The sequence below is a fragment of the Streptomyces sp. NPDC044003 genome, from assembly GCF_056435185.1.
In genome coordinates, this window is the sequence record NZ_JBWKFA010000005.1 from 94,023 (window position 1) to 118,943 (window position 24,921).

General features: G+C 66.8%; 16 protein-coding genes. 7 read left to right on the forward strand and 9 right to left on the reverse strand.

The features are described from left to right. Nucleotides 1-392 precede the first annotated feature (392 nt). The 8 genes from AC07AW_RS20880 to AC07AW_RS20915 all read right to left on the reverse strand — a co-directional run bounded on the left by AC07AW_RS20880 (nucleotide 393) and on the right by AC07AW_RS20915 (nucleotide 16,026). The gene (locus AC07AW_RS20880; RefSeq protein WP_478816977.1) at nucleotides 393-2,015 is read right to left on the reverse strand and encodes an NAD(P)/FAD-dependent oxidoreductase; all 1,623 of its coding nucleotides are present in this window, start codon (nucleotides 2,013-2,015) and stop codon (nucleotides 393-395) included. A 685-nt stretch (nucleotides 2,016-2,700) separates the two neighbouring features. Further along, nucleotides 2,701-3,528 carry a hypothetical protein gene (locus AC07AW_RS20885; RefSeq protein WP_478816978.1) on the reverse strand — a complete coding sequence of 276 codons (828 nt, stop codon included), beginning with the start codon at nucleotides 3,526-3,528 and terminating at the stop codon, nucleotides 2,701-2,703. Nucleotides 3,529-4,475: 947 nt separating this feature from the next. Then, nucleotides 4,476-5,717 carry a hypothetical protein gene (locus AC07AW_RS20890; RefSeq protein ID WP_478816979.1) on the reverse strand — a complete coding sequence of 414 codons (1,242 nt, stop codon included), beginning with the start codon at nucleotides 5,715-5,717 and terminating at the stop codon, nucleotides 4,476-4,478. A gap of 223 nt (nucleotides 5,718-5,940) precedes the next feature. Next, nucleotides 5,941-7,071 carry a serine/threonine protein kinase gene (locus AC07AW_RS20895; protein ID WP_478816980.1) on the reverse strand — a complete coding sequence of 377 codons (1,131 nt, stop codon included), beginning with the start codon at nucleotides 7,069-7,071 and terminating at the stop codon, nucleotides 5,941-5,943. Between the two features lie 600 nt (nucleotides 7,072-7,671). Then, nucleotides 7,672-10,893, reverse strand: coding sequence for a type I restriction endonuclease subunit R (locus AC07AW_RS20900; RefSeq protein WP_478816981.1), 3,222 nt, complete (start codon nucleotides 10,891-10,893; stop codon nucleotides 7,672-7,674). 11 nt (nucleotides 10,894-10,904) lie between these two features. Beyond that, nucleotides 10,905-11,948 (reverse strand): restriction endonuclease subunit S, encoded by a 1,044-nt coding sequence (locus AC07AW_RS20905; RefSeq protein WP_478816982.1) that lies wholly within the window; start codon nucleotides 11,946-11,948, stop codon nucleotides 10,905-10,907. Nucleotides 11,949-12,238: 290 nt separating this feature from the next. Continuing rightward, nucleotides 12,239-14,269 carry a type I restriction-modification system subunit M gene (locus tag AC07AW_RS20910; RefSeq protein WP_478816983.1) on the reverse strand — a complete coding sequence of 677 codons (2,031 nt, stop codon included), beginning with the start codon at nucleotides 14,267-14,269 and terminating at the stop codon, nucleotides 12,239-12,241. Next, on the reverse strand, nucleotides 14,266-16,026 hold the full coding sequence (locus AC07AW_RS20915; RefSeq protein WP_478816984.1) for an N-6 DNA methylase: 1,761 nt from the start codon (nucleotides 16,024-16,026) through the stop codon (nucleotides 14,266-14,268). Before AC07AW_RS20915 ends, AC07AW_RS20910 begins: the two co-directional genes overlap by 4 nt. 130 nt (nucleotides 16,027-16,156) lie before the next feature. Between AC07AW_RS20915 and AC07AW_RS20920 the strand changes: the two genes are divergently transcribed. The 3 genes from AC07AW_RS20920 to AC07AW_RS20930 all read left to right on the forward strand — a co-directional run bounded on the left by AC07AW_RS20920 (nucleotide 16,157) and on the right by AC07AW_RS20930 (nucleotide 19,827). Further along, a complete protein-coding gene (locus tag AC07AW_RS20920; RefSeq protein WP_478816985.1) occupies nucleotides 16,157-16,729 on the forward strand; it encodes a hypothetical protein in 573 nt (190 codons plus the stop codon). A 234-nt stretch (nucleotides 16,730-16,963) separates the two neighbouring features. Then, nucleotides 16,964-18,655, forward strand: coding sequence for a DUF6119 family protein (locus AC07AW_RS20925; RefSeq protein WP_478816986.1), 1,692 nt, complete (start codon nucleotides 16,964-16,966; stop codon nucleotides 18,653-18,655). 239 nt (nucleotides 18,656-18,894) lie between these two features. Next, entirely contained in the window at nucleotides 18,895-19,827 is a 933-nt protein-coding gene (locus AC07AW_RS20930; protein WP_478816987.1) for a DUF5655 domain-containing protein, read from the forward strand. Between the two features lie 95 nt (nucleotides 19,828-19,922). On the opposite strand, the gene AC07AW_RS20935 is transcribed toward AC07AW_RS20930, so the two are convergent. Continuing rightward, nucleotides 19,923-20,669 carry a DNA-methyltransferase gene (locus tag AC07AW_RS20935; RefSeq protein WP_478816988.1) on the reverse strand — a complete coding sequence of 249 codons (747 nt, stop codon included), beginning with the start codon at nucleotides 20,667-20,669 and terminating at the stop codon, nucleotides 19,923-19,925. A gap of 563 nt (nucleotides 20,670-21,232) precedes the next feature. Here AC07AW_RS20935 and AC07AW_RS20940 point away from each other — a divergent pair. The 4 genes from AC07AW_RS20940 to AC07AW_RS20955 all read left to right on the forward strand — a co-directional run bounded on the left by AC07AW_RS20940 (nucleotide 21,233) and on the right by AC07AW_RS20955 (nucleotide 24,920). Continuing rightward, the gene (locus AC07AW_RS20940) at nucleotides 21,233-22,381 is read left to right on the forward strand and encodes a C40 family peptidase (protein WP_478816989.1); all 1,149 of its coding nucleotides are present in this window, start codon (nucleotides 21,233-21,235) and stop codon (nucleotides 22,379-22,381) included. Between the two features lie 86 nt (nucleotides 22,382-22,467). Then, entirely contained in the window at nucleotides 22,468-22,776 is a 309-nt protein-coding gene (locus AC07AW_RS20945) for a DUF6112 family protein (protein ID WP_011029048.1), read from the forward strand. After that, the gene (locus AC07AW_RS20950) at nucleotides 22,776-23,462 is read left to right on the forward strand and encodes a hypothetical protein (protein ID WP_478816990.1); all 687 of its coding nucleotides are present in this window, start codon (nucleotides 22,776-22,778) and stop codon (nucleotides 23,460-23,462) included. Before AC07AW_RS20945 ends, AC07AW_RS20950 begins: the two co-directional genes overlap by 1 nt. 27 nt (nucleotides 23,463-23,489) lie before the next feature. Then, on the forward strand, nucleotides 23,490-24,920 hold the full coding sequence (locus AC07AW_RS20955; protein WP_478816991.1) for an SCO6881 family protein: 1,431 nt from the start codon (nucleotides 23,490-23,492) through the stop codon (nucleotides 24,918-24,920). Nucleotide 24,921: the final 1 nt, after the last annotated feature.

A 24,921-nucleotide genomic window follows, 5' to 3' on the forward strand; every position in this document is an offset into this window, starting at 1 on the left:
AGGAAGCATCACCCGAGGGGCCTCCCCAGGTTGCCCGGCCGGCTGCCGGCCCAACATGGGGGTCCAGCCAAGGTGAACCCATACGCCGCCACGGGATGATCTTGACAGGTCAGCGGCGCGGGACGGCGAGAGTGTTTCCCGCTGGGTTGTGCTCGTCTCCTTGACCGTTCTGATCGGTCCAGGCGCCGAACGGGCCGGGCAGCCGGGCTCATTCGGCGCCGAACTGGAAGGCGCTGCCCTTCACGTGGTGCGGTCCGGGGATCGCCGGGTGCCCGCTTCGGGCTGGGCCAGGATGCGGCTGGCACGCAGTTCGCGCAGGTCGGTGTGGTTGTAGAGGGTGTCAGGGGCTGACGCCGAGGAGCTCGGCCGTCACGTGAATGCGAACGAGGCCGTCACCCGTTAGCTGACTGCGCGGTTGTGCGACTTTGTACCGTGTGTGTGGCTTCCATGTCCTTGTACGCCTGGCTCTTCTTATTGGTCAGGATCTTGTTCCAGTCGGCGCCCGCTTCCTGCAGGTAGAGCTGCATGGCGGCGACTGCCGCCACCCCCTGGCCGACAGCCTGACCGATGCGGCGCTGAGAGTTGACACGCACGTCACCCACCGCGAACACGCCGGACAAACTTGTTTCGAAAATAAGATTCGAGGGTTTGCCCAGGTAGCGGTCGGTCAGGATGAACCCGTTCTCCTTCATGGGATGATTCCCGAGCCATTTGGTGTTCGGTGTTCCGCCGGACAGGTCGTAGACCGAATTGGCGACGATGGGATCTTCGGGAGCAAGGTTGCCTACTTTTCGATAGGAGACTTTTTCGATCTGATCCTTGCCGATAAACTTCACCACCCTTGCGTCGGGAATGATTTTCACTCCTCGAGTGCCGTCTAGTCTTTTTCTTGACGCGGGTCGCATTTTGACTTCCAGGCCGATTAGCGTAACGGATTCGCACCCGGCATTCATGAAGAGGGTGGCGGCGTCAGCCGCGGCCTCTCCGGCCCCGACGATCACTACCTTCTTCATCCTTTCGCGCTCCGGAGAGATTCCCCATGGCCCGCGGTGGATTTCCTCTCGAAACTTATCCTCGCTGCCTCTGTCGTCTCCTTCTGCGATAACGTAGTCGAACTTGAGTCCGCAGGCCAGGAGGACCATTCCGGCGGACACCTGAGACAGGTTATTTTCGCATTTCACGCCGATTGTGTAGCGGTATTCCCCGTCGATCTTGAGGGAGGTGGCGCTCAGCTCTGGGCACATGTCGACGTGGGGGCATCCCCTGACGTGCTCTGCCGCGACCTTGAGGAACTTCGCCCCCGTGAGGCCTCGGGGGAACCCCAGGTAGTTCCGGATTACATTCATCGCGGCCACGGCCCGACCTCCAGGCTGCCTCTCCTCGATTACTAGTGTTCGGAGGCCGATGTCGTCCGCACTCACTGCGGCCGACATGCCTGCCGGCCCTGCGCCCACGATGACGAGATCGTATTCTTCAATTTTGACGGTGTCGTGATCTACCGCCGGGATGATCTCCAGCGTGGCGCAGACATTCCCGACCGTCGACGGCCCTTTATATTCTGATGGTTGGTGGGTGATTTCCTTGCCGGATGAATGGGTCCATTTGTAGCGGACCCCATGAACGAACAGAATTTCCCTCAGCGCCATCGCTTCATCGCTTCTGGAATCACCTTCGAAAGTGATCTCGGGATCGCGTGGTTGCCATTGAAAGAAGAGACGTTCCGCCTCTTTCTCCAGTTGTTCCAGGGGGATCCGGGGCATTCCGTCCGGTGCGGGGCGGTCGTGGTCCTTGTCCGTCGAGAGCAGCGCCACCAAGACGGGCGCAAGCCCGTCGAGGTCGAGGCGCCGGAGGTCATCCGGTACGAGACGGGGGTCGGCAATCACGGCGAACACCCACGGTGGGCGGTCTTGATCGCTGAGCAGCCTGGCCAGCTCGTCTAGGCCCGCCAAGCCGATGACCTGCAGGCCGTCGGCGCATGCATGCCGCATCCGGTCGATGAGCCTGCCGCGTTCCACCGGTTCAGGGTGCATGAGGAGGATGGCAGGCCGCTCGTGTGGTGCTCTCCATGGCGGGTCCTGCGGGTCGGCGTCCCGACTGCCGGCGGCGGAGGGTGATGCAGATGTGGGCATGCCCACAGGGATTCCACGCCTTCAGGTCCGCACACGCATCGCACGGCCTCGTCACGCGATCGGCGGGACGTTGCCGTCCCAGACCTTCACGTCCGGGCCTGGTGGCGCCGCTTGCTCTGAGGGATCCCCCGTCAGTGGAGGGTTAGCGGCGCACGGGTGAGGGCCTCACGGAGGCTCGGCAGCAGGCCGGGGTGGGGTGGTAGCCGCCCGTCTTGGACCAGCCCTCGACTCCAGGGGTGCGCCCCGCACACACCTACGCGGGATCATCGCGGCGGCGGTGCCGAGAAAGGACCGGAACCTGAGACAGGTTCGCTCCCCGGTAGAGCTAGGACCGACGCGCAGGAATTCAAGAGCATCCCGTGGCGGCTTTTGGGCTCGCCTTGGCTGGACCCCAACATCCGCGCGTCGCCAGATACCTTGTGACCAGGGGTTATGTCGTGCAGGGATGCCAGGTCCACGGAGCCCATGTCGATCGTTGGGAAACGCAGGGCATGCGCCTCTGCCCCAATGGGGCCGTGCAGCCACGAGCTGACGGCCCCATCATCCTCGTACCGGCACGATCACACCCCTGTCAGTCGCGAAGTTCCTCCGCTTCCACCTCGCCGAGCAGCCTCCGCATGCCATCGATGGCTTCAAGTACCTGCAGCCGCTCTTCCACGAGCAGCAGCGGCTCCGACACGACGCCGGCTTGCCACACCCGGTAAATCAGCGGCACGCATGCCTCCTTGACCGCCATCACGACCGCGTGGCCGCTAAAGATGTCGTAATGCGGGCTGCGTGACCACAGCGACTCGCACAGCTCCCCCAGCTTCGCCAGCAGCGCCGACGCTCCGCCCTGGTCGAACCTGGCCCGGACCGCCAGAATCACTTCCTCAATCGCTGCGCAGCAGCCGAGCGGCTCGAACTGGGGCTCGGGCTCTTCGTGCTGCTCGACCAGGTCCAGGTACGTCTCGTCACTCCGCAGGTGCTCGGGCACGTGGTAGCAGACATCACAGCAGGTCTTCACCCACGGCATGACCGAGCCATAGCGGCTGTCCCAGGCCCACACCACCCGCTTCCGGCCGGGCGACGGACAGGTCTGACACATGCTTGAGGCTTCCTTCTCAGCCGTATGGAGGACCTGCCATACGGCCATCGGAGCACCGAGCGGAACGGACTTCCAGCACAGGTCGCCGAACTTCTCTTCCCAATGAGGCCGCGGGCAGTCGGGCCAGACTTCGCGGAGCCGGCGCTCAGCCCGCTCGATGATAGGCGCCCACCCCGCGCCCTGGGCGCTGAACGGCTGGTGCAGGACCGGCCCGGATGTCTGAGCTCGTAGGGCGGTGGTGTACTTCTCGCCTGTAACCGCCTGCCGCCGACGGGCCTTCTGCGAGGCGGTCGGCTGCTTCGTCGGCATCATGCGCTCGTTCCTGGCGTCTCCCACGCTTCCGCCGGACTCAAAAATATCGAACGGAGGACGCGGGCCCCTGAAGACCTTGGCCAGTCGATCACCTGCGGCGTGGGCGCCAGTGAACGGCGGGGGGCGTGCGCGGCTTGCCCAACGCAGATCGTACAGCCGCGCAGGACGGTCGTGTCGGCCGCCGGCCAGTGCAGGCCACTTGTGCGCGTCGGAGCTCTACTGGTAGAGCCGTCCGCTGTTGCCACTGCCGCCCACTCCCTCTTCTCCTGCTGGACAGGACGGCACGGTTCAGGATCGGATCGGGTCTCAGCCCGACCTGTCACCTTCCAGGGCCGCGCAGGCCACCGCCGTCTACCTCTGCGGCACCGGCAGTAGCAACCTCACCAACGACACAGCTGCGCCAGGCGGTAGTGCGCTACAACTAGTCCGGGGCGTACGCGGACGAGGTCATCGGACACATCCACACCTACGACCAGGCGGCCTCTGGCCACGGGAAACCGCCGACGGTGAGTGAGACTCGCCGCGTTCCGTCCCGCCGCAAGCCGACGGATGGGGCTCGTTGTCCATTGGGAGAAGGGGGCGCGCAGCCGCCACGGAGGTGTCGTCACTTGCTACATCTCTATCCCGAACGGCTGCGCGGCCCTTGCTCCCAACCGCGTACGCTGGAACGAGCCGTCGAACTGCTCAGCAGCGCGGTGGTGGTGGCTTGCGAATGACCCCGGCAGCCCCGCGGCGTACGAAGTGCGCGTGGCCCAGGACGCTTCGAGAATGACTCAGGGGGCGCTGTTCCAGCGGCGACCGGTCCGCCGTCAGCGCATGGAGTTCAGGTGGGGTGGCCGCCGACAGGGCCTGAACAGCTCGTGTCAAGCCTGTCGAGGCGCGTCGGGCCCGGGCAGCTCGCTGGTCCGGTTCGGCAGGAGCCCATGTGGCTGACGGTCGCTACTCTCTCAGCCTTCTTCGTCGCTCCCGCGCCGACGGAGCGCTCGCTCGGCGATCCCACTGGAGAGCTTGCCCGTCGCCGATCTAGCCCGGTCAAAGGTCTCAGCGCCGAGGCGCCGGGCGGCATCGATGTTCTCCGCGCCCTTCTCCAGCGCTTTGTCCCTCACCTGCATGGCAGCCTCCTTCCAGCGCCGCGCCTCCAGCGACTCCTGGTCGCGCTCGATCCCGAGCCGCCCGTGGAAGTCGACGACGGCGAACTCGACGTGGTTGCGCGCGTGCACCACCTCGCGGGACGTGGTCGGGTGCAGCAGCACCTTCGCGTTGGCCGTGCCGGCGGCCGTGTGCATCCTGGCCACCAGACGCTCGGTGCATTCCGAGATGAGATCCATCCGGCTCTTCCGGGCGGCCCGAAGCCCAAGGCGGTGCTGGTCCAGCTCGTGCGGAGTCGTCTCCCGCACCCGGTCGAGTTCGAGCACGGCGAAGGCGTCCTGGAGCTGGAAGCAGTGCGCCAGGACGGCGAGCCACTCCCGGGCCTTGGACTCGATCTCCTTGGATGCCTTGGCAAGGTCACCGATCTTGCTCTTGCGCTCGGTCTTCTCCGCGAGCGCGTCGAGCTGGCGCAGCGCATACGCCTGGGTATCGGCGATCGTCGTGGATGTGTTCTGCACCTTCGACCACGTGACCTCGGAGATCTTGCCCACCTGCTCCCGGATGGTGATGGCCTCCTTGAGTGCAAAGTCCACCCCAATCATCCGCGCCAGCGCCTGGTCCTCCTGGGCGCGCAGCACGTCGTCGACCTTCTCGTCGATCGTGGCGAGGTAGTCGGCGATCTCGTCCATGGCCTGCTGCATCGCCAGCTGGGCCATGACCGTCGCGATGTTGGCCAACTGGGCCGGGTTGCCCTTGAGCGGTCCCGACCCCTTCGCGAACTCGACGAACCCGTCGATCTGGCCCTTGGGCCCCTTCAGCACGCCTGTTTCGAGACCCGTCGTCGCGCTTTTCCTCAGCCCGATCTTGTCGATACGCTGCGCAGATTCCCTGGTCACCTTCAGCCAGAGACCCGAGTCGGCAGCGATGTCGGAACCCGTCTGCGCGATTCCGGCCGCGCTACCGAGGGCGGCCCCAAGCCGGCGCGTTCCAGGGCCCTTCGACGGCAGTCCCTCAGAGAGGAGGAAGCGTTCGACCGTCGCTTGATGGCCGATGATCGCCAGACCATCGCTGTCCCTGATCAGCTGAATCTCATCGTCCATGACCGGCTCCTTACGTGGCTATTCCCAAATGCGGTGTGGTTCGGGGCGTGACGCGGGCAGCCGTGCCGGGGCCTGGGCTGAGGTCAAAATCTTCCGAGGATGGAAGTTCTCACACCGCCGGATCCCTCCTGGAAACAGGCAGCTTCAGGAAGCAGCTACATCCTCAGTTGAGATGAGCCCCTTCACGGCGCCGAAGCTGACGGAACCGGCACGTCACGGCCGATCAGCCCAGATCCTGGCGAAGGCGGCGGAGATAGGTGTCGATCTGCGCCAGTCCAGGCCAATTACTCCCCCGTAGGCGAGAGGTTTCCGACCGGAGCCGTTCTCCAGTATCCAGCGCCTGGTGGAGGCTTTCCGTCGCGGCGTACAGGCTCATCAACCGAGCGAGAGCATCGAGGTGGCGGTTGACGGCGTCCTCGTCGCCCTCGTCGGGCGTGAGCTCGCTGATTCGGCCGAAAGCTTGAATGGCGGCGTTCGCTTCGCCGAGTTCCATCCGGCACTGCCCGGCGTAGTACCAGCACAGCTGGACTTGCTCGTCATCGTCGCCGTAGCGGTCGGTGTACTGGTGGGCGAGCGGCTCAAAGAGCGCGAGGGCCTCGCGGTGGCTTCCGGCCAGGAACTTCACCTGGGCGAGGCTGAACTGCATGCCTTCTCGGAGTTCCGGGTCAGCGGCTCTTGCGATCGCCTCGCCCAGTGCGTCAGCTGCCTGGGTGAACTGACCCTGCTGAGCAAGCCCCGCTGCCCTGTAGGAAATCGCGTCCGCTTCTTGCTCGGTCAGGGCAGTAGCACCTGTCGCCTGCCCCTGCGACGCGGCTGCCGCTGGGGTCGTCAACGATGAGGGAACGACGACTGTTGGTGTGTAAGAGGCGGCAACACCAGGGCTGGGCGCCCGCCCGCCGAAGGGCCGCAGGAATGGCAGACGGGGGTCCAGGATGCCCTCGTCTAATGTGGCGGCAGTGCCGGTGGAGGCGTGGACGAAGGGCAGGAGGGTGTCGTAGACGTCCATCGCCTCCATGCGCTGCTCGGCTTCCTTGGTGAGCATCGCCAGCAGGAGCTTCTCGATCTCGGCCGGCACGTCCGGGCGCAGGGTGCGAATGGGCGGGGGAGGGGTGTGGACGTGGTGCCACATGTGGGAGCGGCTGTCGTCGGGGGTGAACGGCGGCTTGCCGGTGAGGAGTTCGTGGAGCACGCAGGCGAGTGCGTATACGTCTGCGGCAGGGCCGACGGCGTTGGCCAGGCTCTGTTCGGGGGACATGTAGGGCGGGGTGCCCACGGTCATGCCGACCTGGGTGAGGCGGGGCAGGGTGCCGACTCCGCGCAGGGCGGCGACGCCGAAGTCGAGGACCTTGACCACGCCTCCGAGGGTGAGCATTAGGTTGGACGGCTTGATGTCGCGGTGAAACGACGTCGTGATGGTGGACCGTGTCTAGGACGGAGGCGATCTGGGCACCGACGGCCGCGGCCCAGGAGAGGGGGACCGTCTCGCTTTCGTAGTCGTTCTCGTCGACGAACGTCTGCAGTTCGCGTCCCTGCATGAGCTGCATGACGACAAACAGCCGTCCACTGGCCTCGTCGGTTCCGGTGTCGTAGACAGCGGGCACACCCAGGTGCTCGATGCCGGCGGTGATCTGAACCTCGCGCAGGAATCGGGCGCGGCGGGTCTGCAGGGTCTCCTCGAACGCCGCGCCCTGGAAGCCGGGCGGGACTGGGCTCTCGGCCAGCATCATCTTGACCGCGACACGGCGGTCCAGACGCTCGTCGTACGCCTGCCAGACCTCGCCCATGCCGCCCGCGCCGATGGGCGTGTGGAGCCGGTACCGGCCCGCGATCACGCGGGCCGGTACGTCGGCGTCGAAGCTCGGCGTGCCGCCCTGCACCATGCGAGGTCCTCTCTGTGTGGTCGGAGCGTGACCACCCCGTTCGGCCTCTTGCCTGACGTGCTGCAGAGCACAGGCTATGCGGTCGGCGGTTCCGCCCGACGGCTTCCGGACGACTTGAGCTCGGCGGCCCGCTGCTCGGTGGCCCGGCGCTCGGCCTCGCGTCGGACTGGCCGTCGGATGAGCTGGTACGCCTGCTGGGTCGCGACCTGCTTGAACAGGCGGTTGACGTCGGCGTCGTCGAAGTACCGGACCATCAGGGCGTCGTTGGACGCCGCCTGGTCGATGACGATCCGGTCGAGGTCCTTCTCCAGTTCCCCGCCGAAGACGTCCTGGTCCTGGTGCAGGGCGATGGCCCGGAGTTCGGGGTCCTCGCTGACGGCGACAACGAGCTGGCCGAGCAGGATCTGGTCGGTGGTGGACAGCCCGGTCCCGTACTCCTCGTTGACGGACTGGATCACCTCGGCCAGCGACATCTCCTCGGCCTCGGCCACCGCTCCGGCCGCCTCGGGTACCAGGCCAGGCAGTACCTGCGCGCCCGCCGCCTCCAGGCGCAGCTCTGGGGTGCCCGTCTGGGCGATGCGCATGTGACTCGGGGCGGCCGTCCCTATGTCGGCGCCGGCGCTGCGCGCGGGCGCGGGCAGGCGGCGCAGCAGGAAACGTCCGTACTGGTAGAGCCGTTCCAGTTCGAGGTTCTCGAATCCGATGACGTGGGAGAGCCAGCCGTACGCCTTGGTGTAGGAGTCCAGGGCGCGGCGGAATTCGGCGGCGGTGTCCGGTTCGGTGGCGTTGAGGGCGTTGAAGCGGTCCAGCGCCGGCTGCAGGTAGCCGTAGAGACGGGCGTGGGCCTTCATGATGGCGGTGTCGGTGGCCGAGCCGCCCTGGAAGGCTGCGAAGTACGCGGTGACGAAGGCGTCCATCTCGGCTTCCACCAGGAGCTGGTAGGCCATCACCTCGCGCTCGCGGTCGAACAGGAGGTTGGGGTCGGTGGGCTCGCTGACCGACGCCTCGTAGTACTGCTGGAAAGCCTGCTCGATGTCCTCGGGCCGGTTGGCGAAGTCGAGGATAAAAAGGTCCTCGGTGGTCTTGAGCTGGTGGGTGCGGTTGAGCCGGGAAAGCGTCTGCACCGCGGCCAGCTTCACCAGGACCTTGTCTACGTACATGGTGGTCAGCAGCGGCTGGTCGAAGCCGGTCTGGTACTTCTCGGCGACAACGAGGATGCGGTGCTCGGGCTTGGGGACGGACGGCGGGTTCGGGTCGTCCGCGCGGGTGTAGCCAAAGCGTGCCGGCAATTCGCGTTCGGGGAAGCCGTTGAGCTTGGCCTCGGTGTACTCGATCCCATCGAGGGTCAGGGCCCCCGAGAACGCGACCAGGGTGCCGCAGTCGGTGAAGCCCCGCTGGTCGATGTAGGCCCGCATGGCCTGGTAGAGCCGTACGGCGTGGTCACGGCCGGAGGTGACCACCATCGCCTTGGCCCGGCCTCCGAGGCGCGGGCTGGAGTGCGACCGGAAGTGGTCGACGATGATCTTCGCCCGCGAGGCCATCGACGCCTCCGACATCAGCGCGGCCCTCACTAGCCGCGAGCGGGCCTTGCGTGGGTCCACCTGCTGCTCCGCCTCATCGGCGGCGGCCTCCTGGAGCTTGAAGTACGTGGCGTAAGTGATGTAGTTACCGAGCACGTCGAGGATGAAGCCCTCCTCGATGGCCTGCCGCATCGAGTAGACGTGGAACGGTCCCTTCTCCTGCTCTGCCGAGCCGGGATTGGCTTTAGGAGTGCCGAAGAGATCGATCGTCTTCGCCTTGGGGGTGGCCGTGAACGCGAAGAAAGACAGGTTCGGCTGCTTGCCGCGTGCCAGGGCTGCGGCCGTCAGCGGGTCACCGTCCTCGTCCACGGCGTCCGAGCCGAGACGTCCCAGCGCCTTCTTCAGTGCCGCCGCGCTCTCGCCGCCCTGGGAGGAGTGCGCCTCGTCGATGATCACGGCGTAGCGCTGACTTCCCAGCCCAGCGACCTTGTCTAGGACGAAGGGGAACTTCTGTACCGTGGTGATCACGATCCGGGCCGTCGGCCCGGTCAGCGCGTCCGCGAGCTGCTGGGAGTTCTCGTCGATCCGCACGACCACGCCGGCCTTGTGGTCGAACTGGTAGATGGTGTCTTGGAGCTGCTTGTCCAGTACCCGCCGGTCGGTGATGACGATGACCTTGTCGAAAACCAGCTTGTTCGCGCCCAGGCCGGAGGCAAGCGCGGCGGGCGCGATCTTCCCAGAGTCATGGGAGGTGTGCAGGCTGGACAGGTGGTGCGCGAGCCAGGCGATGGTGTTGGACTTGCCCGAGCCGGCGGAGTGCTGGATCAGGTAGTTCTCCCCCGCGCCGTGGCGGGCGGCATGCGAGATGAGCTTGCGCACCGCGTCCCACTGGTGGAACCGAGGGAAGATCAACGGCTGCGTGTGCGCGCTACCCGGCTTGTGCGACGGCGCCCGGCCTGCCTTCGCGGCGGCATCCTCCACGTGCAGGAACCGCTGCAACAACTCCAGCCAATTGTCCCGGGCCCACACCTCATCGAAGAGGTAGGAGGTGGGGTACTTCCCATCGGTCGAGGCCGGGACGTTGCCCGCGCCGCCCATCTGGCCAGGGCCACCAGAGCCGGTGTTGAAGGGGAGAAAGCGGGTGGCATCGCCGGCCAGGCGGGTCGTCAGAAAAGCCAGCGTCGGATCGACCGCGAAGTGCACCAGGCTGCGTTTGGCGAAGAACAGTTCCTTCGGGTCGCGGTCGCGGCGGTACTGCCGCTTGGCGTCCTCGACGGTCTGCTCCGTCAGTTCGTTCTTCAACTCCACCGAGGCAACAGGCAGCCCATTGAGGAGGAATGCCATGTCGAGGGTGTCGGCCGGCTCTGCGGCAGAGTAGTGGAACTGGCGTACGAAGACGATCCGGTTGGCGTCGTACTCGGCCAAGGCATCAGCAGCGAGAGTATGCGCGGGACGGAAGTACGCAAGCTGGATCTTCACGTTCCGGTCATTCACACCCCGGCGCAGCACATCCAGGAGTCCGCGGGAGTCGATCTCCCGCGCCACGCGCTTCGCGAACCGGCCGATGGCCTGCTCTTCGTCCTCGCCATAGGCGGCCTGGAGCGCCAGCCACGCGTCCTTCTGCGATGCACGCAGGAACTCGGACAGCTCGGAGGTATCGACACCAAGAGCGCGGTTGTAGGTGTTCGACAGCCCGCGCTGCCAGCCGCTACGCAGCAGCGCCGCTTCCACGGCGTTCTCGAATGCCTTCTCGGTGTAAACGCGGGCGTCGTTCATCGGAATCCCCCTCAGAGATCGCGGTCGTGCGTCGGGCGGGCAGTGGTGACGTCGAGCTGGCCAGTGACGGCAGCGGTGATTAGCGCCTGGCGGCGCTCAGCGAGAACAGCGAGTTGCTTCGTCAGCGCTCGCTTCAGCTCTTCGTCGGCTACCGCGGCGGCATCAAGCTCGGCAACCGCGCTGCGCTGCACTTCGATCTCCGGGAATGGGAAGCGCTGGGGCCGCAGTTGCTCTCGTGTCAGATGAGTCATGGTGCTGCTGTTTCCCTGAACTGCGAACACGCTCATGCGCTCAGCAGCCAACAAGCAGTAGTAGAGCCACTGCGTAAGATGAATCCCCCTCGGACGCAGGCGGTGCAATGCCTTCTGGTAGTAGATCTCCGGAATAGAGCCATCCCAGATTGCCGCGCGTCCGGGCCAGCTACCTCCCTCGCAGACCAGAAGATCGCCAGCCCGCAGCGCGTAGCGCCTCCAATCCTCGGGCGGAAAATCCATCTGGAGCAGTTCCTCCGTACTGATCTCACCCCACTGCACGTTCGCCACCCGTAGATACGGCCGCAGGTGATCACCTCGCGAGCGCTCCGAGTTAAGCATTCTCCCGAGATCGACATCGAAATGATGTGCAACAGCTGCCATCGGCCACTCTTTTGGAACACTGCCGAGCCAAGAGAGCCCACTATCCTTGCGGTCCCCCGGGACATGATCTCCGCGAATGGTCGCGAACACGCGCGACACTCCAGCTTCAACCAATAGTTCCATCTGCCGCGCACGCAGGGCGATCATTCTGTCAATGCGGCCGGTCTCGGCGTCGAGGAAGTCGACGATGCGGCGCTGCTCGCCCAATTCTGGATAGGCCCACGCAGACGAAAAGAATACTCCTGAATCCAAGTTCTGAATACCAGTCGTCTGCTTGATCGCGCTTTGCGTGAGCCCCTGCCCATAGGCTGCGGAAAGAGCGTAGACAAGGAAGCGTGAGTCCGTACCTTCAGCCGGAGTAATGCGAGCACAGAAATTAGAACATACGGCAGCTTCTGACCCTTCGAATAGCACTGCCATCCCTACGGGCTGCTTCTCTCCACCCCTAGACTTCTCCAGAATCAGATCGCCCGCACGAAGCAGATGCTTACGCAATGATTTTGCATCTACGCTACGCAGAGGCGCGCGGTCAAGCAAGGCCTGGCGGGTCGTCCGATCGAAGTCCGTAGCACGGATACAGCGCACATCGGTAGCATCGCCCGCTGGGTCATCACCCCATGTGCCGTTTGCGGCCGAGCCAATCAGATTCTTGATCCGTCCTCGCGTCCAATGCGACGGAGAATTGCTAACCCAATCTGTGGCAGAGCTCATCACTGTGTAACCTCCCCCAGCAGCGCTTGGATCTCCGCTTCCAGCGATTTAAGCTCCGCATCGATCTCCGCCAGCGGCCTCGGCGGGGTGTAGACATAGAAGTGGCGCGTGAAGGGGATCTCGTACCCCAGCTTGAACCGCTCCACCTCCTTGGTCTTCGGATTGCGGGTCTCCGCGATCCAGGCGTCCGGAACGTGGGGCAGCACCTCGCGGGCGAGGTACTCGTCGATGTCCTCTCCTAGCGGTACGTTCTCGTTGTCGCGCAGGTCAGGGTCAGGCTCGGGTTTGCCCTTGATGAGCTGGACTTCACCTTCCGAATCAGTCACTCCCACGGCGTCACGCAAAGCCTTCTGGAAAGGCGCGACTGAGGGCCACAGCACGCCTCCGGCCACCATCGCCGTCCGCAAGGCGTCCCACGCCTCAGCCTTGGTGGGCCACTGCGATCCGAGCAGCGGCTTGAGCGCGGTAAGCAGCAACTCGACCACTGCCTCGCCCCCGACCGCCTTCCTCACTGCGGCCGACGCGCCCAGTTGAGCAAGGCTGTCCTCGGTCAGCTCGAAGCGGAGCTTGAGAGGCCGGTCCACGGTGATGCGCTGGTAGCCGAAGTCTCGGTTGGCGAAGACCTTCACCCGCGCGTGATCCGGATGGCCTTCGTCGCCGGCGATGCTGAGCGCGTCGCGGTAGGTGGCGCAGATGCGCCCGATCTGGGCCCGAGTCATCCTCTTGCGCTTCTCGCCGAGGGACTTGCGCATCTTGGTCCACTGGTCGCGGGCGTCGAGCAGGATCACGTGGCCCTTGCGATCCGCGGGCTTGCGGTTAGTGACGATCCAGAAGTACGTGGAGATGCCCGTGTTGTAGAAGAGCTGGTCCGGGAGAGCGACAACCGCCTCCAGGTAGTCGTGCTCGATGATCCACCTGCGGATCTCCGACTCGCCCGACCCCGCACCACCAGTGAACAGCGGGGAGCCGTTGAAGACGATGGCCAGGCGGGTGCCGCCGACCTCGTCGCCCGCCTCGTCCTTCTTGAGCGGCTGCATCTTGCTCATCATGTGCTGCAGGAAGAGCAGCGAGCCGTCGTTGATCCGAGGTAGGCCGGCTCCGAAGCGGCCGTCGAATCCACGGTCCTCGTGCTCCTGGCGTACGGCCTTCTCTACCTTCTTCCACTCCACACCGAAAGGCGGGTTGGCAAGCATGTAGTTGAAGGTCTCGCCGTCGTGGCCGTCCTGGCTGAAGGAGTTACCGAAGCGGATGTTCTTGGCCGTGTGGCCTTTCAGAAGCATGTCGGAGCGGCAGATCGCGTACGACTCGGCGTTCAGCTCCTGTCCGAACAGGTTGACGCGCACGCCCGGGTTCAGCTTGCGGATATGATCCTCAGCCGCCGAGAGCATGCCGCCGGTGCCGCATGCCGGGTCGAGGATATCGACAACCTGTCCCGGTTTCCGGAGCCGCTCGGTGTCCGGGGCGAGCAGCAGCTCGACCATCAGCTCGATGACCTCGCGCGGGGTGAAGTGCTCTCCAGCAGTCTCGTTGGAGGCATCGGCGAACTTGCGGATCAGCTCTTCGAAGACGTAGCCCATGTCGTGGTTGTCCACGGCTTTGAAGCTCAGATCCAGGCCGGCGAACTTCCGCACCACCTGGTAGAGCAAGTCGGCGTTGTCCAGGCGGTCGATCTGGAGGTGGAACTCGTAACGGTTGATGATCTCGGTGGCTTCCGAGGAGAATCCCCGGATGTAGTCCTTGAGGTTCTTCGCCACGTTGGCCGCGTCGCTGCTGATCGTGTCGAAGGTCTGCTCGGAAAGGTTGTAGAACTTGAGCTTGGAGGCTGCCAACAGCAGTCCGTCCTTGTTTTCCCCGGTGTAGGAGGCCGCCCGGTCCCACACTGCCTGGCGGGTCGGGGCCATGACGCAGTCCAGCCTGCGCAACACCGTCAGCGGCAGGATGACCTTTCCGTACTCCGAGCGCTTGTAGTCACCGCGCAGCAGATCGGCCACCGACCAGATGAAGTCAGCCAGTTCCTGGTTCTTGCTCAACGTGTCCTGTCCTCTCGCCCCACTGCGGCGTCTCCGTCGGTCGTCGTGCTCTGGTGTTCGGCGTTGCCGCCGTCACGGGTCGGTGGCGGATCGAGTGCGCCGCCGGTGAGGCCGTCGCGGGCGAGCCGCGCAGCCCGGTCGCCCATGCTGGCGAGTTCGGCGAGTTCGCGCTCGAACGCGCCCAACGAGCGAAAGGCGTCGCCGTAGCGGCGCTGTCGCTCAACGTCCATGCGGGGCAGGCGCGCCGCCTGCAGCTCCGCTCGGAACGTACCCGAAGAGGACGTGCTACGACGGACGTTCGCCGCGCTGCTGGCGAATCCACGCACGTAGTCGGGGTCCAACCGGTCGCTGACGGAGACGAGCTCGTCACCATCCAAGCTGACCAGGCCGGCGGCCAGCAGGTCACTCACCGCGACCGGGACGCCATCGTCCAGTCCGTCGGCCCGGCCACGCGGTGGCAGCTCGGGAAGCAGCGTCCGCAGGCGACTCAGGCACGTGTCGAGGTCCTCGCGCAGCTTGGCATACTCCACCGCATAGTCGGGTTCCGGCTCGCGTACGTAGCGGCTGGGCGTGAGGTCCACCTCGTTGTCCAGCAGATCGATCAGCTGCACCTCCGTCTCCTGGTGCGGCTGAGGGTCCCACGGTCCGTCCGGGCTGTTGGCGCTGAGATCCACCATGCGTACGGTCCCCGCCGCCCGCCCAGGGACGGAGGGGCGGCTCAGCAGCCACAGGTGTAGCGGAAGTGCGTGAGTGGCAGCAAGGCCGGGCGGTAGAGCCACCACTGCGGTGACGCAGCCGCGACGCACCAACTCCGCACGGATTCTGCGGCCGGAGCGACGGTGGGCGACCGATGCCGGTAGAACCACCACGGCCTGCCCGCCGGGTGCCGTGTGGTGGTAGCAATGCTGAAGCCAGGCGAGTTCGCTCTCCCCTCGCGAGGGCACACCTGCCTCCCAGCGCGGATCGATGAGCAATTCCTCCCGGCCCCAGTCGGCCACGGCCGTCGGCGGCTCGCACACGACCAGGTCTGCGCGGAGATCGGGGAACGCGTCAGCCCGCAACGAGTCGCCCGCCACAACCTGAACCACCGCCGCCGGACCGTTGGCGGCCAAGGTCGCACGCACCTGCGCTAGGCGTGTCGCATCTGCGTGTGTGTCCTGCCCCAACCGGCTCTGGACCGCACCGCCGCCCACCGCAACGAGGAGCGAACCGATGCCGCACGCGGGGTCGAAGACGGTGCCTGAGGTCTCACCAGCGAATTCTCGGGCCGCGCGAGCCAGCCGCAATGTCGAGGCCCCGTCCAACGCTGCGCGCGCAGTGGACTCCAGCAGCCGGGCGACCAGAGCGTCCATGACCGCAGTGGGCATCCGATCGCCTACCAGCCCGTCCACCGCCTCGCGAGCGGCCTGGTCGGTCAGCTCTTCCGCATCGCCCCGGAGATGGTTCCCGACAGCAGCCAGCGCCCTGACCATTTCCTCGCCGTAGGCGCCACGCAGCGCCTGCCAGAGCCGGACCTCCTCACTGACCTCTCGCCCTTCACGCTGGCCTTCCAGCCACTGCCGTACCTCGGCGAGCGAGAACAGCGGACTCGCCGGGGTGCCGCCGACGGGCGCGGGAAAGTCTGAACGGCGCCTCCGCCAGTTAGATACCGCGGCGCGCGTCACGCCGGCCAATCGCGCGATCTCCGCAGCGGTCACCGCGGCACCAGGCACCTCGTCTTCTGCGGTCATGAGGCGACCGTACACCAGCATCACCATGGGTCCAAGTTACATCGCGTTGACACCGCCAACTGAATATTGTTGACTTCGACACCAGGCGCCGGCGATGCGGACGCCCGCGCCATAACCCCCAACATGCTTCGCGGGGGTCGAGTGAGGGGAATCGATCATGACCGCTGACCACGCGCACGACGAAGAGGACAACCGCGAGAGCATCGACACGCTCTACCGCGACTGGGAACATCTCGTCTTTCGACTGCGCAGGACCGGCGACGAGGTACGGGCTCTCCACGCGCGCATGACGCCGTGGCACGGGCCGGAACCGCGGCGTGCGGCCGACTGGGCCTGGATCATGGATGACTTCACGCGAGCAGCCTCAACCGCCAGCAGGAGCGACTTCGAGAGCTTGATCCTCCAGACCACGGAACTGCACCACCGTGGCACCGGAATCCTCAATCCGGACCGCGGACCCCAGCCCATTCCGTCACCGTTCGTGCGACGAATGCCCGCAGATCAGGCCAAAACCGAAGCCAAGCGCTACCAGCGCCAGGTTCGACATGTGCTCGCCTATCAAGAGCACATCCGCCACTCTCTCGACCACTTTGTCATCGCTTGGACGGCGCTCATCGATGCCTGCTCGATCTGTGACTGGGCGATGATCGACGACGAGTTCCCCAAGCTCACGGAGTTGTCCGCAGAAGCCCAGAGGGCTTTCGACATCTGGGCATCCCTCGATCAATAGCTGCACAGTTTCATGCACGAGGGGATCGAAGCGGTGCGAGTTGGGCCCCACTTTTTCTCCCGTTCTCCTGCCGCTTCGACACGTCGGATGAGCGGGGCCGCAGCCGAAACCCCGTCAACCAGAGGCCGCCTCAGTCCAACGCGCGGGGACGAGGCAGGCACCGACCCGAAGATCATCACCGATTGCAACTCCTGACGGCGTTCTTACCGGCACCGCGACTCGAAGGAGCACGACGTGGATGTCACAAAGAAGAGCAAGACCGGTACCCGCAAGTCCACGCTGCACCGGCTCGCCGTTCCCGACGGCGGTGAGGTCGAACTCCGCGCCCTCGTGCGCCCGCACTATCTCGACAGACCCGGGTACCAAGTCCGCGAGTTCGCTCGGGAGGGAGTCACCGGCCTGCTGGTGAACGGGGGAATCCCCCGGGAACGTGCCGACTGGTGCCCGGCCGTCGAACGGATCACCGGCCTGGAGGTCAACGAACGGAATCATTCTGCTGCGGGCCTGTTGCTCATGCGCACCGAGCGCGGCCTGTACGCCCTGAGTTACGGGGTCGGCCAGCACATGCTGGATCCGTACTACCGTGATGATGAGTTCGGCCTGGAGTTCGCCACCCGCTGCCTCGACGAGGACGGCATCATCAAGGTACGCAACCAGATTATGGACGGACGAGGGCGTGTCGACGAGTACTCCGTCGCCCGGGGGGAGCGTATCGACGGCTTCGGGCTCGACCGGTTCGGCGCAGTCGTCCGCCGCATCTGTGGAACGGTCAGCGGCATCCCGTTGACCTCACTGCCCTCTGGTACCTCCAAGCATGTTCGAGTCGAGTGCTCCGAGTCGACCATCAAGCTGCCGTTGGCCACCACCCCGGAGGAATTCCTCAACGACCTGCGCGCGATAGAGGAAGTCTGCTCGCGCCAGGATCCGCTGCCCGAACTGGGCTTCGTCGATCGGCTCCGCACGCTCGACAACCGCAGCCGCAAGGCGGTAGACGCCCAGGCAGTCCTTGAGCGCATGCTCGCCAACCCGAGTCACCCGCGGCTCACGCTGGGAGTTCCGGAGAGCTGCCAGGAGGGCTTCGGCTCCGCCCAGGCGTTCCGGATCAGCTCGGGTAGCCGCAGCATCGACGTCACCGACCTGGACCTTCCTGTCCTCCTCGAGTTCGTCTCGGACAAGACCGAAGGCGAGCGCCTCAAAGCGCTCGGCCAGGTCCGGGTCGTCATGTTCAGCGACGACGACCTGAAGACGCCGGCCAGCGCCGCGACCACCGGCAAGGAGTGGCTCATCGCGGACGTCCCCGTGGGAACGGCGCGGTACTTCTACGGCCACGGAAAGTGGTACGAGGTAGGAGCTGGATTCCTCGAGACGCTGGAGGACGAGCTCCGGGAGCTGCTCGGCAAGTCGTCCGGCGTCCAACTGCCCGCCTGGCCGAAGGGAGCACCGAACGCCAAGGGGCGGGACTCTCACGATGAGGACTGGTACAACAAGCAGGCCGCAGACCAGGAGGGCTACCTCCTCTTCGACAAGAAGAACATCGTCACGGACAAGTTCAACGGTGGCGGACTCGAGGTCTGCGATGTCCTCGGCCCGGACAGCCAGCTGATCTGCGTCAAGAAGGCCGCCAGCAGCGACGGCACCGCGCCGCTGAACCACCTCTTCGCCCAGGCGGTCACCGCCGTCGAAACCCTGCGCAGCGACGAAGCCGTCCGCAGCGCCTTCCTGAGGCAGGTTGCGGACCGTACTCCCGACCACCGTCTCCTGAGCGACTTCGGCACGCTGAAGGTCGTGCTCGCCATCCTCCTCAAGGATGGAAAGGAGATCACCGTCGACTCCCTCTTCGCCTTCGCCCAGGTCTCCCTCCTCCAGTCGGCACGTCGCTTGCGCGCGATGAACGCAGAGGTCGAGGTCGTCGCAATCCGACGCTGAGCTCACGCCCCCGGGTGATTCCCGTACCCACTTCGCGAGCGCCGTGACGCACCCAGCGCCTGTCCAGGTCTGACGAGCCCAATGCAGCTGATCGTCTTCCCTGAACGCCCCCGAGGCGTCCACGTTGACTGAGAAACAGCGTGCGGAGCCCAACGAGGCAAGAGGCGCAGGTATCCGCTGGAATACCCGCAGGCCGATTTCGATTGCTCCTCTTGCAGTGATCACGGAGGGGGGCGCTGGTGGCCGAGTTGATGTTGTTCCGGCAGGACGCGGACGGGCGGGACGTGGAGCTGTCCGGTTCGACGGTGGCGTTGGAGGTGGAGCTGCAGCGGCGGGTCGAGGCCGGTCTGGAGCAGATGCTGGGTATCCGGTTCCTGGCGTCGGAGTACGCGACCGGTCCATGGCATCGGGGACGGATCGACACGCTGGGGCTGGACGAGAACGGCAGCCCGGTGGTGATCGAGTTCAAGAAGGGCTCCGACAGCGGGGTGCTGTCGCAGGCCGTCTCGTACATCGCGTGGCTGGAGTCGGCGCAGCTCGAGTTCGAGGCGCTGGTCCGGAAGGTGCTGGGCGCGGAGGCGGCCGAGTCGGTCGACTGGCGGCGTCCGCGGATGGTCTGTATCGCGGCCGGCTTCTCCCATCACGACCGGGTAGCCGTGCAGCGGGTGCCCGAGCGGATCGACCTGGTGCGTTACCGCGTCTTCGAGGGCGGTTTGCTGAGCCTGCTGCTGGTGGACTCCTCGCCTGGCGTGCCGAGCGCGGTGACCCGGCGGAGCCGCGAACGGGACGCCGTGGCCGGCGGCGCGCCGGCGGCACCGGCGGTTCCTGCGCCGGCGGGTGCTGGTCTTGTCCCTGAGTGCCTGCGGGATCTGTTCGCGGAGGTGGATGAGGCGCTGACGGCGTGGGGCGAGGTCGAGGTGGCGGCGCTGCGGCACTACATCGCCTACCGGCGGCTGGTGAACGTGGCGTCGGTGATCTTCCGTCCGAAGCACCAGGTGATCCTGGTCTATCTCAGACTCGACCCGGCCACGGTCGTGCTGGAGGAGGGCTTCACCCGGGACATGCGTGGTGTCGGGCATCTCGGGACGGGGGACCTGGAGGTGCGTCTCGCTTCCGCGGAGGATCTGGAGAAGGCGGCTCCGTTGATCCGGCGGGCGTTCGAGGCGGCCTGAGACAAGCGGAAGGGCGGCTGGAGCATCGGTTCTCGATGTTCCAGCCGCCCTTCCGCGTCTGCGGCCCGCCGGCCCCGGGGATTTCGTTCTCATGATCAGTCCTCCGGTCCGGCCAGGGTGAAGTCGTCCTGTTCCAGCTCGGCGCGCAGGCGCCGTTCGGCGATGTCGGCGTAGTGCGGGGAGAGTTCGACGCCGACGAAGTTTCGGCCTTCGCGGAGGGCAGCGACGCCCGTGGAGCCGCTGCCGGTGAAGAGGTCGAGAACGGTGCCGCCTTCGGGGCAGACCTGGACGAGCTGCCGCATGATCCCGACGGGCTTCTGGGTGATGTGGACCCGGCCCTTGCGGGGCTGGGAGGCGATGTAGTGGCCGGGGAGGTAGAGGTCGCGGGTGTTGTCGACGGATCCCTTGACACCCCAGACGATGAACTCGGAGTCCTGCTTCGGCGCACCCTTGCGGGGCCGGCTGGCGGGCTTGATCCACGGGAGGGTGCCGCTCCAGGTCCAGCCGGCCATCTGCAGTGCGTCGGTCGTGGTCGGTTCCTGGCGCCAGTCGGAGAAGATCATGACCACCGCATGCTCGGTGGAGGCCCGGTATGCCTCGGTGAGCAGTTCGGTCAGCCAGGAGCGGTAGGAGCGCTGGTCGCGGTTCTCGCCGGGGAAGTTGGCGAGGTCGTGCGCCGAGTTGCTGGTGACGTACTTGGCGCGCGCGGTCCGTCCGGTGCGTTCCGAGCTCGTGCGTCCGCCGGAGTTGTACGGGGGGTCGGTGATCACGGCGTTGACGCTCTCGTCCGGGAGGGTCTTCAGGACGGTCAGGGCGTCGCCTCGGTGCAGCGTGTAGCTCATGGGAGGGCCTTTCTTGGGGGCGCGGAGGGTCGTGGGCCCGTGCCGGACAGCGAGCAACAGCGCTCGGCTCTGGCGGGGTTGTGCCGGAGGTTAGCCGTGGATTCCGGCCGGGCCTAACGAGGCGGCGGTGGCTCGGGGCGGGTGCCGGGGTCGTTTGGTGCGGCCGGAATCGCGGTCTACTGTCTCGCCGTGTCGCCGGGAAGAAGCCTCGCTCCACCCCTCTGACCTGTGCTTATCCCTGCCGCAGCGAACGGATAAGCGTGTTCCCCTCGCGTCCCCTGCCGTCAGGAGCCCCTGGTGTTCTGCCTGAGATTACGAGCGCGGCCGGCTGCCGCGCGTGACCTGAGACCGGCGTCCGGGAGCTTCCAACTCCTCTGACCCCGGGCCCGCCCGAGAGGCGGATGCACATCGGCGCGGTGCCGGCGGCTTTGCACGAGAAGCCGGCACCGCGCCTCCTACGAACACCGAGGAGCCGCTGCGATGCAGCATGTCCTGATACCTCCGCGCCCCGACCTGTCGCCGCCACCGAGCCGGCCCCGCCGCCTCGGTGACCGGCGGCGGCGATGAAGAAGACCACCAAGGGCGTCGTCGGACTGTTCACCGCCGGCTCGATGCTGCTGGTCGTGCCGGTCCTCGCCTTCGGCGCCGGGACCGCTTCGGCCTCCTGCCCGACCGACGGCGCGCAGTCCGTGGACACCGCGGCGGTCGCCGACCAGGTGAAGGCCATCCTGAAAGGCGGCGGCAAGGCGTCGGTCTCCGTGCCCGGCCTGGACAATCCGGCCGAGCAGATCCCCTTCGCCAAGACGATCCAGGCCACCGGCCTCGCGATGAACATCCCGGCCCGGGGGCAGATCGTGGCCCTGGCGACCGCCCTGCAGGAAAGCGGCCTGCGCAACCTGACCTGGGGCGACCGCGACTCGCTGGGCCTGTTCCAGCAGCGGCCGTCGATGGGCTGGGGCACGGCGAACGAGATCCTCGACCCGGTGCACGCCTCGACCAAGTTCTACGAGGGGCTCCGGCAGGTCTCGGGCTGGGAGTCCCTGTCGATCACCCAGGCCGCCCAGGCGGTGCAGCGGTCGGGCTTCCCCGAGGCGTACGCCAAGTGGGAGCCGCTGGCCACGGCACTGCAGAAGGCCATCGAGCCCCTGCTGCCGAAGACCGGTGGCGGTGGCGGTGGTGTGTCACCGGATCCGGCGCTGAACGGTGCCGACGGCCCTTCGCCCAGCACGGCGGGCGGCTGCACCGCCGAGGGGGACGGGATCGACTTCGGCACCATCCCGGCCGGCGCGCTGCCCAAGGAGTACAGCATCCTCGCCACCGCTCCGCGAGAAGTCCAGACGGCGATCCGGTGGGCGCTCGGCCAGCTCGGCACGCCGTACCAGTGGGGCGGAACCTGCACCGACTCCCACGGCGACACGGCGATGGCCCGGTGCGACTGCTCCTCCCTGATGCAGCAGGCGTACAAGGCCGCCGGGGTCACCCTGACGCGGACAACGTACACGCAGGTCAAGGAGGGCAAGCCGGTCTCGGCCGACGCCCTTCGACCGGGTGACCTCATCTTCACCGAGGGCACGGCCGCCGTTCCCGAGCACGTGGGCATGGCCATCGGCCAGGGCCTGATCGTGCACGCCCCGCGCCCCGGCGACGTCGTCCGCATCACGACCGTCGCCGCCTGGAAACCCTGGATTCTCGCGATCCGCCGAGTCGTCTGACCGGCGCTTCTCCCCCTCCCCCTTTCCCGCACCGCCGCTCCACCCCCATGGGCTTCGGCGCGCCTTCATTCGAACTGGAGTTCCCCATGTATCTCGCAGAACAGGTCATACAGCTCGCCTACGACCCCGGGATCAAGCCGAACGAGGGCGGGCTGCCGGGCCTGAACGTCCTCAAGCAGGTGATGGGCTCCATCAACTTGTTCGGTCTCATCGCCGTGGTCGGCGCCCTCGCCGTCAGCGCGGGCGTGTGGGCGTGGGGCCACCACTCCGGCGGACACCAGGCCGAAGCCAACGGGAAGAAGGGCGTCCTGGTGAGCGCCGGCGCGGCCCTTCTGCTCGGCGCGGCGAATGGTGTGGTGGCGTTCTTCAGCACCCTGGGGACGCAGGTCCACTGATGCCTTCTCACTCCTCCAACCCCGGCGGCGCATCTCGCGTGCGCCGCCGGCCGCTGCTCGGCACCGTTGTCCTGGTGGTGCTCGTCGCCCTCGCCGGCCTGGCCGCCTACCTCACCCGCGATGGCAGGACCCCCGCCAAGGCTGCGGCGGCACCTCCGAGTTCGCCCCCGTCTTCCTCCTCGGCCGTCTCGCCGTCCGGGCTGCCCACAGTGACCACCCGTCCCCGCGCCCTGCCGGTTCCGCCGAGGACCACCGACCCGATCACCTTCGGGAAGGCAGCCGCAGCGGCGCTGTGGTCGTACGACACCCGCGCGTACCCGCAGGCCGAACTGCGACGCGCTCTGCACGCATGGCTGACCTCGAAGGCCAAGTATTCCGACGCGGCCTCCGTCGACCGGGGTATCCCCTCGTCGGTGCTGTGGAAGGAGATGGCCGCCAACGGCCAGTTCGCCACCGCCAAGGTGTACGAGGGGCACTTCCCGAACGCGTTCACCCGGGCCCTTCAGGAGGACCCGGGCGCGATCACCCAGGCGTACATCTACGCCGTCACGGTCTCGGGCAAGCAGACGATCGCCTGGAAGGACTCGCCGGGCGGCGCGGAGAGCCGCTCCACCACCCTCGCGGTCCAGTGCCGACCCAACCAGCCCTGCGCCCTGGTCGGCGTCATGCCATCCGTCGCGCCCTGACCCCCGTTCACGAAAGGAGGTACCACCATGGACGTCTGCGGCCTTCCCCTGATGGACAAGGTGTGCACCGCCGTCGACTTCGCCACCAACCCGGCCGGGGCCGTCACCGACGGCATTGGCGCGTGGATCGCGAAGTCGGCAGGAGAACTGGCGGCCAGCGCGGCGGACCTCGCCGCCAAGGCCGTCGACCAGACGACCGCCATCGACCTCAACGCCGGGTGGTTCCGGGACAACTACCAGCTTCTGCTGCCCATCGGGCTCGCCCTGACCGTCGGGACGTTCTGCATCCAGCTCATGCTCGCGGCCTGGCGGCGCGACGAGCGGGCCCTGGCCCAGGCCGCGATCGGCACCATGACCGGCACCCTGTTCAGCTTCTGCGCCATCGCCTTCACCACCGTCGCCATCACCGTGGTCGACGCCCTGTCCGACGGCCTGTTCCAAGCGGCCAACACGTCGGTCGACGATGCGATCCGCCGCGTCGTGAAGATCAATGAGTTGGGGGCGATGTACGGCCTGGGCTGGGGAGTTCCCGCCTTGGTCGCCCTGGGCTGCGCGATCGGCGCCTTCCTGTACTGGGGCGTCATGGTCGCCCGGAAGGTCGGCGTCCTGATCATGGTCTCCCTCGCCGTGTTCGCCGGCGCGGGCGGCGGCTGGGAGGTCGCCAAGCGCTGGCGGCGCGGCTGGATCGAGGCCACCGCCACCCTCGTCGTCTCGAAACTCCTGATGACCATCGTCTTCCTGATCGGCGTCTCCGCCATGGGCAAGAGCGACGCCAACGACGGGCTGTCGGCCCTGTCGGACGCGATGGCCGGCATCGTCGTCATGGTCCTGGTCCTCCTTTGCCCCTACGCCACGTACAAGTTCGTCCACTGGGCGAGTGACGGCGGCGGCCACGACGACCTGCACCGCACCGGTGTCGCGGGCATGGCCATCGCCGCCGGCGCGGCGAAGACCGCCGCCAGCCTGGCGATGCGGGTCGGGACCGGAACCCCCGCTCCCCAGGGGCCGAGCCAGGTTCCCGGCGCGGGTGCCGACGGTGTCGCCTCCGGCATCAACCCCGCCGGCAGCAACCTCAGCAAGGAGGGCATCGTCGCCGGCCCACCCAAGCCGCAGACCCGCTTCCGCTACGGCGAGGACCCGAACGCCCCCGGCGACAAGGGCCGGGCCCTGATCCAGCGCCCCGGCATCCCGCCGCTCATCACCCGTCCCGGCGGGAACGAAGCAGTACCTTCCGCCGACGAGATCCCGGCCCCGGCAGCCCCTCCCGGTGTTCTCACCGGCGCGTCGACTCCAGGCGGCAGCATGGTCTCCGTGCCGTCCGCCGCCTCCGGATCCCCGTGGTTCGCCGCCCGGGCCGCGCCGCCGGCCACACCCCCGCCGGCCTCGACCCCGCCTGCCGTCGGTTCCCCGACGCCGACGACATGGGTGTACCCCACTCAGCCGCCCTCGGGTTCCTGAC

Excerpts from the sequence above, each read along its gene's own strand:
- AC07AW_RS20885 (WP_478816978.1), bottom strand. The coding sequence starts at position 3,528 with ATGATGCCGACGAAGCAGCCGACCGCCTCGCAGAAGGCCCGTCGGCGG.
- AC07AW_RS20890 (WP_478816979.1), bottom strand. The coding sequence starts at position 5,717 with ATGGACGATGAGATTCAGCTGATCAGGGACAGCGATGGTCTGGCGATC.
- AC07AW_RS20900 (WP_478816981.1), bottom strand. The coding sequence starts at position 10,893 with ATGAACGACGCCCGCGTTTACACCGAGAAGGCATTCGAGAACGCCGTG.
- AC07AW_RS20905 (WP_478816982.1), bottom strand. The coding sequence starts at position 11,948 with ATGGCAGTGCTATTCGAAGGGTCAGAAGCTGCCGTATGTTCTAATTTC.
- AC07AW_RS20915 (WP_478816984.1), bottom strand. The coding sequence starts at position 16,026 with ATGGTGATGCTGGTGTACGGTCGCCTCATGACCGCAGAAGACGAGGTG.
- AC07AW_RS20920 (WP_478816985.1), top strand. The coding sequence starts at position 16,157 with ATGACCGCTGACCACGCGCACGACGAAGAGGACAACCGCGAGAGCATC.
- AC07AW_RS20935 (WP_478816988.1), bottom strand. The coding sequence starts at position 20,669 with ATGAGCTACACGCTGCACCGAGGCGACGCCCTGACCGTCCTGAAGACC.
- AC07AW_RS20940 (WP_478816989.1), top strand. The coding sequence starts at position 21,233 with ATGAAGAAGACCACCAAGGGCGTCGTCGGACTGTTCACCGCCGGCTCG.
- AC07AW_RS20945 (WP_011029048.1), top strand. The coding sequence starts at position 22,468 with ATGTATCTCGCAGAACAGGTCATACAGCTCGCCTACGACCCCGGGATC.
- AC07AW_RS20950 (WP_478816990.1), top strand. The coding sequence starts at position 22,776 with ATGCCTTCTCACTCCTCCAACCCCGGCGGCGCATCTCGCGTGCGCCGC.
- AC07AW_RS20955 (WP_478816991.1), top strand. The coding sequence starts at position 23,490 with ATGGACGTCTGCGGCCTTCCCCTGATGGACAAGGTGTGCACCGCCGTC.